The 16,144-nt window shown below is 35.5% G+C and carries 21 protein-coding genes, 1 tRNA gene and 1 pseudogene; 14 read left to right on the top strand and 9 right to left on the bottom strand.

The features are described from left to right. Positions 1-22 precede the first annotated feature (22 nt). On the bottom strand, positions 23-292 hold the full coding sequence (locus ABWU58_RS00680; RefSeq protein WP_353283282.1) for an IS110 family transposase: 270 nt from the start codon (positions 290-292) through the stop codon (positions 23-25). A gap of 421 nt (positions 293-713) precedes the next feature. Between ABWU58_RS00680 and rpmF the strand changes: the two genes are divergently transcribed. The 4 genes from rpmF to ABWU58_RS00660 all read left to right on the top strand — a co-directional run bounded on the left by rpmF (position 714) and on the right by ABWU58_RS00660 (position 3,819). After that, positions 714-896 (top strand): 50S ribosomal protein L32, encoded by a 183-nt coding sequence (gene rpmF, locus ABWU58_RS00675; protein ID WP_096617771.1) that lies wholly within the window; start codon positions 714-716, stop codon positions 894-896. A 10-nt stretch (positions 897-906) separates the two neighbouring features. Further along, a complete protein-coding gene (gene plsX / locus ABWU58_RS00670) occupies positions 907-1,944 on the top strand; it encodes a phosphate acyltransferase PlsX (protein WP_353283677.1) in 1,038 nt (345 codons plus the stop codon). Continuing rightward, the gene (locus tag ABWU58_RS00665; RefSeq protein ID WP_353283281.1) at positions 1,937-2,893 is read left to right on the top strand and encodes a beta-ketoacyl-ACP synthase III; all 957 of its coding nucleotides are present in this window, start codon (positions 1,937-1,939) and stop codon (positions 2,891-2,893) included. Before plsX ends, ABWU58_RS00665 begins: the two co-directional genes overlap by 8 nt. A gap of 852 nt (positions 2,894-3,745) precedes the next feature. Next, a tRNA-Arg gene (locus ABWU58_RS00660) sits at positions 3,746-3,819 on the top strand. An 8-nt stretch (positions 3,820-3,827) separates the two neighbouring features. Here ABWU58_RS00660 and ABWU58_RS00655 read toward each other — a convergent pair. Both ABWU58_RS00655 and ABWU58_RS00650 read right to left on the bottom strand, forming a co-directional pair. After that, on the bottom strand, positions 3,828-4,778 hold the full coding sequence (locus tag ABWU58_RS00655; protein WP_353283280.1) for a complex I NDUFA9 subunit family protein: 951 nt from the start codon (positions 4,776-4,778) through the stop codon (positions 3,828-3,830). Positions 4,779-4,828: 50 nt separating this feature from the next. Continuing rightward, entirely contained in the window at positions 4,829-6,205 is a 1,377-nt protein-coding gene (locus tag ABWU58_RS00650) for a UDP-N-acetylmuramoyl-tripeptide--D-alanyl-D-alanine ligase (protein WP_353283279.1), read from the bottom strand. A 184-nt stretch (positions 6,206-6,389) separates the two neighbouring features. On the opposite strand from ABWU58_RS00650, the gene ABWU58_RS00645 reads away from it, so the two are divergent. Genes ABWU58_RS00645 through mdh form a run of 7 tightly spaced genes read left to right on the top strand, consistent with a single transcriptional unit; the run spans position 6,390 to position 10,300 of the window. Beyond that, positions 6,390-7,226, top strand: a complete 837-nt coding sequence (locus ABWU58_RS00645; protein ID WP_353283278.1) for a hypothetical protein — start codon at positions 6,390-6,392, stop codon at positions 7,224-7,226. Positions 7,227-7,251: 25 nt separating this feature from the next. Continuing rightward, complete coding sequence (locus ABWU58_RS00640) at positions 7,252-7,506, top strand: hypothetical protein (RefSeq protein ID WP_353283277.1); 255 nt, start codon at positions 7,252-7,254, stop codon at positions 7,504-7,506. Positions 7,507-7,509: 3 nt separating this feature from the next. After that, a complete protein-coding gene (locus ABWU58_RS00635) occupies positions 7,510-7,878 on the top strand; it encodes an HIT domain-containing protein (RefSeq protein WP_096617328.1) in 369 nt (122 codons plus the stop codon). Positions 7,879-7,896: 18 nt separating this feature from the next. Continuing rightward, positions 7,897-8,250: an NADH-quinone oxidoreductase subunit A gene (locus ABWU58_RS00630; protein WP_007548575.1), complete on the top strand. Its 354-nt coding sequence runs from the start codon at positions 7,897-7,899 to the stop codon at positions 8,248-8,250. Between the two features lie 3 nt (positions 8,251-8,253). Beyond that, positions 8,254-8,769, top strand: coding sequence for a NuoB/complex I 20 kDa subunit family protein (locus ABWU58_RS00625; RefSeq protein ID WP_164224545.1), 516 nt, complete (start codon positions 8,254-8,256; stop codon positions 8,767-8,769). After that, positions 8,762-9,334 (top strand): NADH-quinone oxidoreductase subunit C, encoded by a 573-nt coding sequence (locus ABWU58_RS00620; protein ID WP_353283276.1) that lies wholly within the window; start codon positions 8,762-8,764, stop codon positions 9,332-9,334. The genes ABWU58_RS00625 and ABWU58_RS00620 overlap by 8 nt, the downstream gene beginning before the upstream one ends. A 3-nt stretch (positions 9,335-9,337) precedes the next feature. Next, entirely contained in the window at positions 9,338-10,300 is a 963-nt protein-coding gene (mdh, locus tag ABWU58_RS00615) for a malate dehydrogenase (RefSeq protein ID WP_182183353.1), read from the top strand. Here the strand turns inward: mdh and ABWU58_RS00610 are convergent. From ABWU58_RS00610 to ABWU58_RS00600, 3 genes are read right to left on the bottom strand one after another with little or no spacing between them, the layout of a single operon-like run. Then, complete coding sequence (locus tag ABWU58_RS00610; protein WP_353283275.1) at positions 10,275-11,084, bottom strand: TatD family hydrolase; 810 nt, start codon at positions 11,082-11,084, stop codon at positions 10,275-10,277. The two genes, mdh and ABWU58_RS00610, sit on opposite strands and share 26 nt — an antisense overlap. Continuing rightward, entirely contained in the window at positions 11,081-11,521 is a 441-nt protein-coding gene (locus ABWU58_RS00605) for an RNA pyrophosphohydrolase (RefSeq protein ID WP_410542048.1), read from the bottom strand. Before ABWU58_RS00605 ends, ABWU58_RS00610 begins: the two co-directional genes overlap by 4 nt. 34 nt (positions 11,522-11,555) lie before the next feature. After that, positions 11,556-12,173, bottom strand: a complete 618-nt coding sequence (locus ABWU58_RS00600) for an AAA family ATPase (protein WP_353283273.1) — start codon at positions 12,171-12,173, stop codon at positions 11,556-11,558. Positions 12,174-12,354: 181 nt separating this feature from the next. Between ABWU58_RS00600 and rsfS the strand changes: the two genes are divergently transcribed. Then, positions 12,355-12,681: a ribosome silencing factor gene (rsfS, locus tag ABWU58_RS00595; protein WP_353283676.1), complete on the top strand. Its 327-nt coding sequence runs from the start codon at positions 12,355-12,357 to the stop codon at positions 12,679-12,681. Between the two features lie 118 nt (positions 12,682-12,799). Here rsfS and ABWU58_RS00590 read toward each other — a convergent pair. Then, a pseudogene (locus tag ABWU58_RS00590) lies at positions 12,800-12,877 on the bottom strand (WPE palindromic element domain-containing protein); the annotation flags it as partial. A gap of 51 nt (positions 12,878-12,928) precedes the next feature. Between ABWU58_RS00590 and tyrS the strand changes: the two are divergent. Both tyrS and ABWU58_RS00580 read left to right on the top strand, forming a co-directional pair. Beyond that, a complete protein-coding gene (gene tyrS, locus ABWU58_RS00585; protein WP_353283272.1) occupies positions 12,929-14,179 on the top strand; it encodes a tyrosine--tRNA ligase in 1,251 nt (416 codons plus the stop codon). A 347-nt stretch (positions 14,180-14,526) separates the two neighbouring features. After that, a complete protein-coding gene (locus tag ABWU58_RS00580; protein ID WP_353283271.1) occupies positions 14,527-14,994 on the top strand; it encodes an SWIM zinc finger domain-containing protein in 468 nt (155 codons plus the stop codon). 214 nt (positions 14,995-15,208) lie between these two features. On the opposite strand, the gene ABWU58_RS00575 is transcribed toward ABWU58_RS00580, so the two are convergent. Both ABWU58_RS00575 and ABWU58_RS00570 read right to left on the bottom strand, forming a co-directional pair. Continuing rightward, the gene (locus tag ABWU58_RS00575) at positions 15,209-15,586 is read right to left on the bottom strand and encodes a transposase (protein ID WP_353282842.1); all 378 of its coding nucleotides are present in this window, start codon (positions 15,584-15,586) and stop codon (positions 15,209-15,211) included. Between the two features lie 107 nt (positions 15,587-15,693). Continuing rightward, positions 15,694-16,095, bottom strand: coding sequence for a transposase (locus tag ABWU58_RS00570; RefSeq protein ID WP_353282841.1), 402 nt, complete (start codon positions 16,093-16,095; stop codon positions 15,694-15,696). Positions 16,096-16,144: the final 49 nt, after the last annotated feature.

The raw sequence follows: 16,144 nt of genomic DNA, 5'->3' as shown, positions 1-16,144 counted from the left end.
TCTGATTTATCGGCTGAGCAGTTCACTTTTGCCAAAAGCCTTCTGGATTTACTACACTTACGTTATGTCCCAAGTCGTGCATAAAAGTAGCCAAATCTTCACCATACCAGCTAGTTGCTTCAAGACAAAGATGAATAAGGTTTGCTCCATGTCCATTGCACCACACTACAAGTTTTGTAAAGCCGTCTTGACTATTACAAAAGACTCTGTGCCGTTTCTTATCGTTTATTAGCAAACAAACATCAAATTTCTTTTTAGAAATATCTACACCTAAAATAGCATTTACTTGCATAAAACTGCCTCCAAGACTATAAATAAATTGAGAGTTCTTGTAAATACGGGATATAATTCCAAAGATACTGTTCAGTCTTCTAACTCTATGGGAGGGGAGCAAAATCTGGGATTCAGCCTTATTGGCATTAGTGTCAAGTTGGCTTCACCCTCCCTGTGAGATATTTTAGCTCTAATACCTCACATCATAAAGATACAAGTGTCACGCACTGGGATGACACCATTGTGCTTGAGGTAAAATTGACTCCAGAATTTAATGGACTGCCTGCAAAAGCAAATATTTGTATAAATTGCAAGCTTCGCAAGAAGGATTTATAACTTAAATTATATAAACAGACCTTACTTATTTTACTATCCCTGTTTACTTCCTGTAAAAAACATGTTACTAATGAATTGAATTTTGTAGTAGAATGGAGGAAGTTTTGGCAGTTCCAAAAAGAAAAAAGTCAAAGTCAAGGCGTAATATGCATCGTTCTCATCATGCTATTGAGCCTAAGAATGTTGTGGTATGTTCAGCAACTGGGGAATTCATGTTGCCTCACAATGTAGCAGTTGATGGCAGTTACAAAGGAAAACGAGTTTTCATTAAGCAACAGGCAGAATGACTATTATGGTATGTTACCTACGGTCAATAATCACATAGTTATTGCACTTGACGCTATGGGGGGCGATTTTGCGCCTCTTTCCGTAATTCAGGGTGCTGGTTTTTTTTTGGATAATCTTGTTGACCCAGGCATTAAAGTTCTTTTTCATATTTATGGAGATAAGGAAAAAGTATCTCCTTTGCTTTTGAAATATAAAAAAGTAAGTAACAATTCTGAGTTTACTCATTGTTCTGACAATGTCCTTGCAAATGATAAGCCATCTTTTGCGCTGAGACATCGTAAAGACTCAAGTATGAAAGCTGCAATTGTTGCAGTGAAAGAAGGTAAAGCTTTCGGAGTGGTATCTTCAGGCAACACCGGGGCGTTGATGGCAATTTCCAGATTTATTTTAGGAACATTACCAAATATTTATCGTCCTGCTATTGTCTCTATCTGTCCAACTAAGACAAAAAGCTTCGCTTTGCTTGACCTTGGTGCAAATGTCGATTGTAATGCCGATTCGTTATTCCAGTTTGCATTAATGGGAAGTATATTTGCAAAAGTAGCGCTAAAAATTGACAATCCTGAGGTTGCTTTGCTAAATGTCGGTACAGAAGAAGTTAAAGGTAATGACTCAGTGCGCGGCGCTTTTGAGTTGCTTAAAAACGCTCCAGGCATTAATTTCAAAGGGTATATAGAGGCAAGTGAATTTTTAGAGGGTAATATAGATGTGATTGTTGCTGATGGTTTTGTTGGCAATGTAATGCTCAAAACAGCTGAGGCAACCGCTAGTACCTTTATCAATCTAATAAAGCAGGAAGTATTCAACTCGTGGATAGCGAAAATGCTTATTGGTATATTGTTAAAATCCAAACTAAATAAAGCATTAACGCGTTTTAATCCCAAAATTAGAAGTGGAGCTATGTTTTTAGGGCTGAATGGTATCATCATTAAAAGTCATGGAAATTCTGATGCTGTTTCTTTTGCCCATGCTATAAAATTTGCAGTAAATGCAATTAGTGAGAATTTAAATCAAAAGATAATTAACGGGGTAAGTCATATTGAATAAAAGTTTCATATTAAGCACTGGATCTTACCTACCAAGAAAAATGTTGAGTAACAACGAAATTGCATCGATAGTTGAGACAAGCGATGAATGGATAAGGCAGAGAACAGGAATAGCTCAAAGGCATATAGCAGATGAAGGAGAATTAACGTCAGATCTAGCTGTAAATGCAGCAAAAAGTGCTATAGAAAAAGCTAAAATTTCAGTGGATGAAATTGACTTGATTATAGTTGCAACAACAACGCCTGATAAAACTTTGCCTAGCTGTGCAACGATTGTACAAAGTAAGTTAAAATGTAAAAATGCATTTTCTTTTGATGTACAAGCAGCATGCTCTGGTTTTATATATGCAGTTACAGTTGCTGATTCGCTCATAAAATCTAACAATAGAATTAAATATGCGCTCGTTATTGGTGCTGAAATAATGTCTAGGATTGTTGACTGGGAAGATCGGTCAACTTGTGTACTCTTTGGTGATGGTGCTGGTGCAGTGATAATAAAATCAGAAATGGGTAGCAGCGGCATCATATCAACAAACTTACACTCTGATGGCAATGTGGACATATTATGTACGAACGGAGGGGTATCCTCTATTGGTGATTCTGGAAAAATATGCATGAATGGAAGAGAAGTGTTTAAACATGCAGTGGATAAGTTAACAGCCTCAGTAGAGGAAACACTAAGATGCAACAATTTAAAAATTACTGATATTGACTGGTTAATTCCCCATCAAGCAAACATTCGTATTATTGAAGCAGTAGTAAAGAAATTAGATTTTCCTATAGAGAAAGTGATTAATACCGTTGATAAGCATGCAAACACCTCAGCAGCGTCAATTCCACTGGCCTTAGACTATGCAATACAAGAATCAAAAATAAAATCAGGAAATCTGGTACTGCTGATTGCAATAGGCGCAGGCCTGACCTGGGGTTCCGTGTTGCTGCACTATTAGACTTCCTGCATTACCTCCTGTTACCCAACTCGTAGAACATCACACCCATAGGGCACAGCATAACTGTATGAACATTGTGATTTGAGTCCACCAGATCTAAGTAGCTTGACTACTTGATTGGATGCTGAGTTGGTGAGTATAAAAGTATAGCTAACGCGAGCTCTACGTCATACCGCCGCGGTATCTCTCAGCCGCTAACGCGTAGCGGGATGACGGTTGTCGTTTAGCTATAAATATTAAGAAATTTACCAAATGAAAAAAAGGCAAAAGAAGCCCCGTGGTGATTGGCTATTTACTATGTACTAAAATATCGGCGTTTTTTTTATTCTAAAACGCTTGATTAAGAGCGATTTAGCTGCTTTTAACTTGCAACTAACCTACACCGCAAGTGTTTAAGAAATTTACTAAGCAGGAAAAAAGGCAAAGAAACCCCGTAGTAGCTAGCATTCAAATTCTCCCTTGTCAATTTGACGTTTTTTGCTGTCTTAAACGCTTTGTAAGCGCGTTTTGGCTTATATAGGTAAAAACCCAGAAATTTTTAAAGACATGCGATGCACGTAGTGCGAAAAATTAAACATGAGACGCCAAATACCCTAAGTTTTTTGTCATTAACCTGCACAGATTGCGAAGATAAATAAAATAGCTTCAGTTTCATGATAAGGGGGCTGGCGAAATGTGTCAAGCAACTTTCTATATAATATTTTCTAAAATAAATGGACTTCTCGCATCCAATTTCGGCAGTGCGTGACACACAACTGCAATGACAAGGTGTTGTAAGATATTACCACAAACATCATATTCACACGAAATACTTGACTTCACGTGTACTAAGAAGCATTTTATATATGTTGTGTGCCCGTAGCTCAGCTGGATAGAGCAACAGCCTTCTAAGCTGTGGGTCGTAGGTTCGAATCCTACCGGGCACACTCTTCTATCAATACTTTCTATAAATCTTCAAGTATTCTGGCACCACATTTTCAATTGCTAATGGTCGAACCTTCATTGTTTCAAGATCAGCTGACTTTTCGATTGAGCTATTCATCATAACTTTCACCTGATCTTGAGTAAGCACAGGGTTTGTATCTCTGGTTATTGGTTTTAGCAGCATAGAAATAATTTTATTTTCTAAAAAGAAAGCTATTAACTTTGCCATTGGAAAAGATACATTGATCAACAAACACTTTCTGTTAGTAACATTCAGAATAAACTTCAATAAGCTTTTGAAAGAGTAAACCTTTGGTCCACCCATGTTATAAATTTTCTTGTCTTGCTTATTAAAACTGATAATACGATATACCACTTCAGCTAAGTCTGTTACACATATTGGCTGAAATTTAGTCGTTCCATTGCCAATTAGTGGTAAGAAAGGAAGAATAGTTGCTAATCTTGCAAATTTATTAAAGAAGTTATCTTCTTTACCAAATACAAGGCTTGGCCTAATTATTATTGCTTCTTGAAATGCTGAAGTTACAGCTTTTTCACCTTCCAATTTACTTTTGGCATATTTTGACAACTTGCTATTTTCTATTCCCATAGCAGAAAAATGTATCATCATAGGTACATTTTTCATTTTTGCAGCTTTTGCTATCCTTTCAGCTATTTTAACGTGAACAGCGTAAAAATCGTGCTTTTTTGCTTCATATAATATTCCCACTAAGTTTATGGCTACATCACATTCTTCCATACCCTCTAGAACTGATTTTTCATCAAAAAAATCGCCTTTAAATATTGATATTTGTCCCAAATTGCCACACAATTTTAAACAAGCAGCTTTTTCCTGGTTACGAGTGAATATCTTTATTAAATATCCTTCTGCTGCCAAGCGTCTTACGATGTATTTCCCTATAAACCCCGTTCCACCAAAAATAATTACACGTTTTGTCACGATTAGAGTTCCTAATAATTTGTTACTGTAAATTAATACAATGATTTTGCTTAATATTCTATTATGAATTCCCGTACAATAAGATCCATTTTCATTCCTCGTGAGCCTTTAACTAGAATTGCGTCATTATTCTGAATAATGTTAGCTAAATCACTTTTCAATTGATTAGAATCATTAAAATGCGTACCTCTTATATTGCCTGGTAAAAGCCTATGTAATTCTAACATAAATTTACCAACCGTATAAACTTTATTCACATCGTGTTCTACGATAGAGTCAAACAATTCTTTATGAAATACTATGCTTTCATTACCAAGTTCTAGCATATCGCCAAGTAATGCTACTTTTCTCAGATTAGAATATGTACCTAAAGTTCTTATTGCAGCTTTCATTGAAGTAGGGCTGGCATTATAGGAGTCGTTAATCAAATGTACGAATTTTCCATTGTATTTAGCTTTATGAACATTACCTCTACCTTCTGTTACAGTAAAATTCTCAAGTGCTAGTGGTAATTTCGATAAATCAAGTCCGAGACTTTGCACAACTGCTGTAACAACTAATGCAGAGTATGTAAAATGCTCACCCCGTAAACGTAAATTGCAGTTTATAATTTGACCATTGTTCAGTTTAATTTTTAAATTTAGACCGTCATCGTTTCTTACTAGGTCTAACAAGCGAACAGTAGCACTTTCATTCTTACCAAAGCTCACTACATTTCTGTCAGCATTTGATAAGAGATAATCATAATGTTTATTATCCTTGTTCAAAACCAAAGTACCATTATTTTCCATACCATACAGAACTTCTAATTTCGCTTGCGCAATATCAAGTAGAGATGAAAAATTTTCAACATGCGCAGGTTCGATGTTGGTAATAACTGCAATATCCGGATTGCTAATCTTTGATAACTCTTTTATTTCACCAGCTCTATTCATTCCCATTTCAAGGATTAAGTACTGGCAATCTTCTGGGGCTTTTAGAATCGTAAAAGGCAATCCTATATTATTATTCAAGTTACTTTCATTTACATGAGATATTCCATACTGCAACAAAACAGTGTTAAGCATATCCTTTGTAGTGGTTTTCCCGACACTACCTGTGATTGTGATAACTTTAGCATTAACAAGAACATTTCTAATGTAATATGATGCCATATTATGCAAAGCTTTTAGAGTATCTTGCACAACAATTAGAGGAAATTTTCTATATTTATCTTCGCTTACTACCGCAGCAGCAGCCCCTTTTAAAAATGCTTCATGTAGAAAATCATGCCCATCAAATTCCTTTCCCTTGAGAGCAATAAATACATTACCTTTTTTTATGCTTCTTGTATCTATTGAAACATTTGAGCTATGTACCGAATTACAACCACCCTCCCCTCTTCCGCCAGTAGCATCAATAATATTATTTGCGTTCCACTTAAACATAATTTATCTTTAAAAATAAGTTGAACAAGAAAAGCAGCAAAAATACTATATATTTTGGCAATGTGCAAATAATGATTGCAATCTCTATAATTTCATCTTATAATAGATATATAAGTTTAAGCATTTTCGTCTATAATTAGGTATATTTTACTATTTGGTTGTAGAAAGTGCCTTGGAGGTATGTATGTTCACAGGAAAAAATGAAAAATCTACTTCTATACTAGCTAAAGTTGGTAATGCAGCTTCGGGAGTAGGAAGTTTTCTGGGTAGAGGTGCAAAAGCTCTACTTGGGGGTATAATATATCCTATACAGCCAAAAAACTGGTTTAAGCCTTGGGGCGAAATGTGGCACGACATAAAAAATGGCGGGCGCTATGTTATTGGCAGCGAGCTTGAAAAATATGATCCACCCATAAAAACCACACAAGCTAGTAAAGATCTTGGTGTAGAAATAATAAGCTGTAAGGATGGGGAAGTAAAATTTTTAGCATCAAGGACTCTTATTGGAGATATACCTTATTTGAACGATGAACAATTAGGTCAAATAAAGAAAAACCTGCCAAATGTAACTATTTTCAGAGAAGAAAACGAAATTGTAATTGAAATTAACGTTAAGGAAATAGCTAACACTATTAAAACTAATCCTGATAATAAAGGCAAGAGCGAGAAAGAAATAAAAGAGCTTGTTCTTAAAGGAATTGCTAATAAAGTTGAAGGCGACCTCAAGAAGTTTGCAGAAATCACTGGTGGAGAATTTAAAGTTCACACAGACTTAAAATTGCTGTATGGTATTGCAGAAAAATTGTATAAGGAATATGATAATCAAAAGCAGTTATTAGAAAAGGTTGTGAAGTCTAATCAGCCTTCAGAAACTCTGGCTTTATCTGCTAGTGATAGGAGTAAGGTATTGGAAGCTGCTGAAACATTTGTAGATAGTAGTAGAGGAGAGTTATTAAAGGAAACTGCAAATTGGCAGGATAAAGTTGAGCAGGGTTCTGAAAATATAAGGAGTAGGGGGTAAAGTTATGAGTTATAAGGGGAGTATTATGAATGAAGTTAAAATAGAGGAAAGACATCATAGTTTAACTGTTCCTGGGGATATGTATTACTTACAACCAGGAGTTATTACTGGAAAAAGGGTAAATGGAATAGAAACCTCTTCGAAAGAACAGCAGAACATGGTAAAAGCAAGGGAACTTGTAAGCTCTTTAAATCTTGAAAATGCTTCTGGTGAAACGATAAAACCACTATCTACACCTAATGTAGAGAAAAACGAAGGAAGAGGGAAAGGTCGCTCTTAAAATATGAGCAATGAAGTTTATGATAGCAATAACATCTTTGCTCAAATATTAAGAGATGAGTTACCTTGTGAGAAGGTACATGAAAATGAAAATGTACTAGCTTTTCGCGATAAGTACCCTGATGCACCAGTTCACATTTTAGCTATACCCAAAAATCAATATATTTCATACGATGATTTTATTCTAAAAGCTTCTGAAGAGGAAATAGCAAATTTCTTCAAAACTGTAAGAGAGATAGCACATAAATATAATCTAGAAAAAACAGGGTATAGGTTAGTCACTAACTACGGTGAAAATGGAGAGCAGGTTGTACCACATTTTCACGTGCATATTTTAGGTGGTAAAAAGTTAGGAAAGCATGTAAATTCATAGTGTTATATGTTTTGTTAAATGAGCGAATATTTAACCATAGTAATCTTTATCTGCGTATCAATTGTAGTATCTTTTGTTTTAGGTATATTGCCTATGTTTCTTGCAGTGAGTAAGCCAGATAGTGAAAAACTTTCCACATATGAGTGTGGCTTCAACCCACTATCCAGTGCAAGAAAAAATTTTGACATTAAATTTTACCTAGTTTCAATATTATTTATAATATTTGACTTAGAAATTGCTTTTCTTTTTCCTTGGGCTGTTTCTTTATCTAAGATAAGCTATGGTGGATTTTGGTCTATGATGGTATTTCTTGCAATACTCACTATAGGTTTTATCTATGAATGGTGTAAAGGTGCATTAGAGTGGGAGTAGTTTATGACAAATCAAATTCTATCTAATGATGACTGGGGTCGTTATAAAAAAGAAGGGTTTCTTGTTACTAAATTTGGTGATTTAATAGATTATGTAATGAATTGGGCAAGGTCTGGTTCATTGTGGCCAATGACATTTGGTCTTGCATGTTGCGCAGTTGAGATGATGCATACTGCATCCAGCCGTTATGATCTTGATAGATATGGTATAATGTTCCGTGCAAGCCCACGTCAATCAGATGTGATGATTGTTGCTGGCACACTAACTAATAAAATGGCAGCAGCATTGCGCAAGGTTTATGATCAAATGGCAGACCCGAAGTATGTTATTTCTATGGGAAGTTGTGCAAATGGTGGTGGTTATTATCATTACTCTTATTCAGTAGTCCGAGGCTGTGATAGAATTGTGCCAGTTGACGTGTATGTCCCTGGATGCCCACCAACTGCTGAGGCGTTGCTATATGGAATGCTATGCCTACAAAACAAAATAAAACGAACTCAGAATATAAAGCATGGATAAAACTGCAAGGCATATACAAAAAAAGACCAAGTGTGAGTGCATTCAAAAAGATGATGGCATTATTGTAATATATTCAACTTTAGATGAAATTGAAAAGCACCTATCCTTTCTACGTGATGATGAAAAGTGTAGGTTTGAACTATTAGTTGATATTTTTGGGGTTGACTATCCAGATCGAGAAAAGCGCTTTGAGTTAGTGTACAATTTACTCAGCATTGTGCATAATATTAGAGTACACATAAAACTTCAATTATGTGAGGGCGATATGCCTCCAAGCATAGCAAAGGTATTTAGCACAGCTTCGTGGTTTGAGCGTGAAGTGTTTGATATGTATGGAATAGAATTCTCTGATCACCCTGATTTGCGTAGGATTCTAACAGACTATGGATTCAAAGGTCATCCAATGTTAAAAGATTTCCCTCTCACTGGTTATGAGGAAGTAAGATACGATATAGAGGCAAAAAAGGTTGTATATAATCCTATAGATTTACCGCAAGATTTTCGTATGTTTGACAGCTTATCCCCCTGGGAAGGTAAAGCCACAAAAGTAAATACAAAGGAGTAGAAAATGACAGTACAAAGAAAAAAAATATCTTTAATCGGTGCAGGAAATATCGGTGGAACTCTCGCTCATATGATTGCACTAAGGGAACTCGGCAATGTTGTTTTACTTGATATTAGTGATGGAATACCGCAAGGTAAAGCACTCGACATAGCAGAATCATCTCCTATTGATGGATTTAATTCTGGTTTAACTGGAACTAATCAATACAAAGATATAGAAAATTCTGATGCAATCATCATAACAGCAGGCATTGCTAGAAAACCTGGAATGAGCAGGGATGACCTCCTGCAAACCAATGCTAAAGTAATGAAGGAGGTTGGTGAAAATATTAAGAAGTATTCTCCAAATGCGTTTGTAATAGTGGTTACCAACCCTTTGGATGCCATGGTTTCAGTGGTGCATAAATTTTCAAACCTTCCAGCTAATATGGTTGTTGGAATGGCAGGAGTGCTTGATTCTTCCCGTTTCTGTTATTTCCTTGCAAGTGAATTAAATATTTCAGTTGAAGATATATCTGCTTTTGTGCTTGGAGGACATGGTGACACTATGGTACCACTCATTAATTGCACTTCTATCGCTGGCATTCCACTTACCCAAGTTATCGATATGGGTCTCATTACGCAGAAAAAAGTTGATGAAATAGTTGAACGCACTCGCAATGGCGGTAAAGAAATAGTTGATCTGCTTAAGTCTGGATCTGCATACTACGCTCCTGCATCTTCAGCTATATGCATGTTAGAGTCATATTTAAAAGATAAAAGGCGTATATTACCATGTGCTGCTTACCTTAATGGTGAATATGGTGTAAAAGATTTGTTTATTGGTGTACCTGTAATTATCGGAAAAAATGGAGTTGAAAAGGTCCTAGAAGTTAAAATGAATGATAGTGAACAAGAAATGTTTGATAAATCTGTGAATGCAGTGAAAGAACTATTTAGGCTCATAAGCAAATCAATGGTTTTATAGAATTTCCTTGTAGCTCAAGTTTCGTAAACAGCCTAAAAAAGTTGCTTGTGGTTATTTCTGCTACTTTATCGGGTGACTCATTCCATAACTCTGCCAAACAATCCACAACATATTTTACCATTGCTGGTTCGTTCTTTTTTCCCCTATAAGGCTCAGGTGATAGATATGGTGCATCAGTTTCGACTAAAACACGCTCGCGTGGTACATTCTGTGCAATTCCTCTGAGTAAGCTCGCATTTTTAAAAGTAATAATTCCAGAAAATGAAATATATAACCCCAAATCCATAGATTGATAAGCAAGTTCTTTAGAGGAAGCAAAACAGTGCATCACTCCACTAAAAGCACAGGTTTTCATTTCTGACTTTAACATATCGATCATCTCACTATCAGCACTCCTAGTGTGAATAACTAAAGGTAACCCTGTTATTCTTGCTGCTTCTATGTGTGATGCAAAACTTTTTTTTTGATTGTCTTTGTTGTCAGATTTATAAAAATCTAACCCGGTTTCACCGATACTAATTACCTTTTGATTCTTAGTAAATTCAACTAATTCATCAACGTGTATACACTCACCGTTTTCTATGGCAGCATCAAGTGGATGCACACCAACAGAGGAGTAAACTTGATCATAGGATGAAGAAATTTTTAGTAATTTAGGAATATCATTAACGCTTATGCATATGTTATGCAAAATCTTTACACCATTTTGCTCTGCCCTTGAAATTACTTTTGGTATTTCATCATCGGAAAAATAAATCAAGTGGCAATGAGAATCTACTATCATGAGCTTATTGTTGAGGCTTTTATGATAGAAGAAAACTCTTCTATCACTGTTTTATAAACTTCTTTTTTAAATGATATAGCACTGGCTACTAAACTATCTACACTTTGCCAACGCCACTCTTTGAACTCTGGATGGTCAGTATAATTAATATCAATATCCTCTCCACAAAACTTCATTAAGAACCACCTTTGCTTTTGACCAGAATATTTTCCATTCCAGCATATTGGTATAACTTCTTCAGGCAAGTTGTAGTATATCCAATCTTCGTTTTTAGCTATAATTTCTGCTTTATCTGTACCCACTTCCTCTAGTAACTCACGTAACGCTGCTTGTTCCAATTCTTCACCTTCATCAACTCCTCCCTGTGGCATCTGCCAGTAAGAGTCGCTATCAAAGCGTTTTCCAATAAAGACATGTCCTTGTTTGTTAAATAGCATTATGCCAACACAAGGACGATATTCACTTTTCTGCTTAATCACAAGCATCCCCTGTTGTTAAATTATTTGTTATAGAAGTTTTAATTAATTTTCCATTTTTCTCTTCCTTCATCTCTTCAACAATTTTCTTTGCAACTTCTTTTGCACTTAAATTTGAGTTACCAATTTCAAGTGTACCTTCCGGTATAAATAGCCTTTTCCCTTCAATTCTTTTCATAGCAAAATCCGAATCAGTAATTTTATTTTCCTGGTACCTTTCTTCTGATTGAACACGCCTTACCAGTTCCTCATTATTACAATGTAACACTACAGGAAGAATTTCCATATCCATTTTTTTACTTAAATTTACCACAGAGTTGTATATTCTCTGATCATAGGGGTCACCCTCTATCAATTCATTTGTAAATATATAATGTTTTGATTTTATGTAGTGTTTTTCTAGTATTGCTAATACATTTTCCCTAACTGCAAAAATTTTTTCCCATAGTTCATCTGGAACTTCAGCGTTTTGTAATTTAACAATATCAAATATAATATTATTGAATAGATTATTGCTTGCTATTACTGCATCAATGATTTTACACAGTTCCTTTGCAATAGTAAACTTACCACTACCTGGAAAGCCGATTAAGTAGATGAGAGTCTTGCCCATAATGAATACTAGTAAAAAGCTATTCTCAATTATACATAAAAGTATATACATTGTACATGCTAAAAACATGATGATAAAATAGATGCAGGTAATACCTTTTTAACGAACAGTCGCGTTGAAAATAGTTCATATTTAGAGATTTTGAGTGTATAATTATAAGTAAATTAAATAATTTAAGATGATGACTAATGTATCCAGTGATACAGAATCAATAAAAAGCATGATTGTAAGTATAATAGATCAAAATAAAGGTCACGATATAGTTACTTTCGATGTGCAGAATAGAACCATTATTGCAAAATATATGATTATTGCATCTGGTGATTCAAGTCGCCATGTGAAAGCGTTAGCTGAACACGTCATAAAAAGTCTCGAGCGACATGATAAAATAGATGTAGAAGGTATGGATGAAGGCAATTGGGTGATTTTGAATTTTCAAGGCATAATGGTTCACATATTCAGGCCAGAAGTAAGGGAGTATTATAAAGTAGAAGAGTTATGGAATTGATTATCCAGATAGCTGGTACACAATTGCACAAACGTTGTAATTTTGAAGGCAACTCCTGCACAGGTAGTGGTGTCATGAAAGTAGCTGACACTGGAATCCAGTTTTTCATGCAATTTCATCGAAAACGTTGTATAGTGTGCTTGTTTATAATTAAGTTTTCTGGATCCCAGTGTCTGGGCACTGGGATGACATCTTTCCCTATTAGGGTTACTTCGCATTAATGACAGGATAGGCTGGGGTTTACAAAATGAAACACAAGTCCGAGTTTTTAAATTTTATTCAAGAAAGAGGGTACCTATACCAATGTACAAACATTGAAGGACTAGATCAGTTATTATTGCAGAGCAATTATATAGTCGCATACATTGGGTTTGATTGCACAGCACCAAGTCTTCATGCTGGTCACCTAATTCAGATTATGATGCTCCGTCACCTGCAGAAATTTGGTTATAAGCCGATAGTCTTACTTGGAGGTGGCACAACAAAAATTGGTGACCCATCCTTCAAAGATAAAGCAAGAAGCATCTTGCCCGTAGAGAACATCAATCAAAATACATCTAGCATAAGGAGAATATTAGAGAAAATGGTGTCTTTTAATGACAGCAAGACTGGTGCAATGATAGTAAATAACGCAGATTGGTTGGATAACATAAAATACATAGATTTTTTGCGTGATATAGGAGCTTATTTTTCTGTAAATCGTATGCTAAGTTTTGATAGTGTGAAAACCAGGCTGGATAGAGAGCAAACCTTAAGCTTTCTGGAATTTAATTACATGCTATTGCAGGCTTATGATTTTGTTGAGTTGAATAAAAAGCATGGCTGTCGTCTGCAGATTGGAGGGTCAGACCAGTGGGGAAATATAGTAAACGGAATTGAGCTTGGAAAAAAGTTGAATTTACCTGAGCTGTTTGGCCTTACTGCCCCTCTTTTATTGAATGCTCAAGGGGTAAAAATGGGCAAAACTGAAAGTGGAGCAGTGTGGCTTGATGATAATATGCTAAAGCCTTACGACTACTGGCAATATTTTCGCAACGTTGATGATCAAGATGTTGGACGTTTTTTAAGATTGCTCACTGATGTGCCAATTGATGAGATTAGAAAATTAGAGTCTTTAAAAGATCAGGAAACAAATGAAGCAAAAAAGGTCTTGGCAACAGAAGTGACAAAAATATGTCATGGTGACAAAGAAGCGGCACTCGCACTATCTGCTGCAGTCTCTGCTTTTGAGAATGAAGATAGCTCACTACTTCCTGATTACATCATAAAAAAAGAACAAGTTGCAAGCGGCATATCCTTAGTAAGCCTACTGCGTGACACCGGTCTTGAATTTTCAAAATGCGCAGCAAAGCGTTTAATACAGGGCAACGGATGCAAAGTTAATGACAATACTGTAAACGACATTAACTACATAATAAATTCTGAGAGCTTTAAAGGTCGGTCATTTATAAAATTATCTGTAGGAAAGAAGCGCCATATTAAAGTTATGGTAGATTAGATCTCGAAGTAAGAAAACAAATTTTATACAAGTGAGAAATTAGATATGGAGCAAATTTTCAAAATTCGAGAATTATGTATAAAGTGATTGGAAAGATAGTAGAAAGCGAAATTCTATTATATATAGCTGAAGTGGTTTAGGTTTACCTACAATTTGAAAAACCGTCATTCCGCTACTCGTTAGCGCCGCGGCGGTATGACGTAGAGAAACCTTTCTTGGGTTAGCTATAGCACTATAAAATTGTCTGCAGGGCCCCATATAAAAGTCGTGGTGGGTTAATAAATTTTTATGGAAAAAAGGATATATTAGAAAATTGAGGGCTTTATATATGAAATAAGGAGGCAAAAATGAGACTGTATTATAAAGATATCACAGGTCTTATCAAAGAACCCTACCTCTCCAGAGGAAGGGATTATTTTAACAAAGGAAAGGTACAGATTATATCTGTTAATGAATCTCAAGCTAAATCAAAGGTAGTTGGATCAAGTGTATATCGGGTAAAACTAGAATACGATGGTCCTCTTTTCAGTGGAACATGTTCCTGCCCTGCATTCTGTTACTTTGGTCCATGTAAGCATATGGCTGCAACAGGTTTTGCTTTGGTTAAACTTGATAGAAAGGAGTATCGGTCATCTGCGCGCCCAGATGAACAGACTCTCTTTGAAAGGTTTTTACTTAAAAAAACAAAGCAAGAGCTAATTTCAATAATTACTCGTTCCAGTGAACATTATCCTGAGATTTTTGAAGAACTAGAGGATAAAGAATATGAGCAATTCACTCAAAGTAAGTTTTCAAAATCCGAGAATTATGTATAAAGTGATTGGAAAGATGGTGAGATCAGGTAATCTATAGCTGACCCAAGGAAGACATCATACCGCCGCGGCGCTAACGAGTAGCAGAATGACGGTTCTTCAAATCATCAAGATGTCATTCAAGTAGCCCTTTTCTTGTCATCCCAGTGCCCAGACACTGGGATGACCTTGTTGCATCGCACTTTATGAGATGGTGATTTATGGTAAATTCATGTAACTATCTCAAATTTAGCCATACCAATATCAGTGAATTTATTGAGCAAATAGCATTTAGTTCTTTTTCTCGATTTATCTCAGATTTATTCCTAAAACTAAATCCGAATATTTGCTTTAATCTTGAGAAAAATCCTTCAATGCGAGCTCTCTTTCCATAATCTACTTCTTCTTTCCACTTTTTTATGCAATCATATGACTTTATTAGTCTAACAGCAGCATTTCTATCATCCATGTAATCCAATTTTTGGTGCTCTGTTGCGTTGTTTTTCGGAAGAACTTTTGTCTTTATACCAAACTTGTTACATAATTCGTAAAGCTTATGCCTGTCATATGCTCTATCCGCATATAATACCTTTACAGCATGAACTTCTTCTAACAAATCGCAAGTGATCCGAATAAACTCCGCTGCTGTATTTTGCTGCTATGACTTTTTATACTCAACATTACATGCAGTTTCCGTGTCTGCTCATAGCCGTTCTGTCTGCACTATTTTCCTTCTGGGGTATTGCTGATGCTTGTGCTATCTATGGCAATTTCGATATCTTCCATATTATTTTTATCAATTCTGCAATCATTGATCTTAATATTAAGTTTCTTAAACCTTCTTGATGCTTGTGAATAGCTGATAACTGCCAAATCTCTTCCTATTTGTTGCAAATATCTTTTTATAAACCCGACTGTTTGTCTTAAACCTACTCTGAATAGATGGGTTATTATATGTATCAAAATTACCACTTTATTGCTGTAAATATTGTTGCCACCCTGCATTTTTGGACTATTTTCATACCAATTTTCGATAGCTTCATTGATGTAACGAAAAATATTTCCCCTTTCTTGGAGAAATTTGTTATATTCGTTTTGGCTACGGACTCTCATTTTTTGTGGCATATTTTTTCTTCAAAGGTTAAATGGCTATTTTATAATGAATTTTGTCAGT

This window comes from Wolbachia endosymbiont (group A) of Pogonocherus hispidulus, from assembly GCF_964028195.1.
Taxonomy (GTDB): Bacteria; Pseudomonadota; Alphaproteobacteria; order Rickettsiales; family Anaplasmataceae; genus Wolbachia.
The sequence above is the reverse complement of the archived record's forward strand: the minus strand, read 5'-3'. Positions and strand labels throughout refer to the sequence as shown.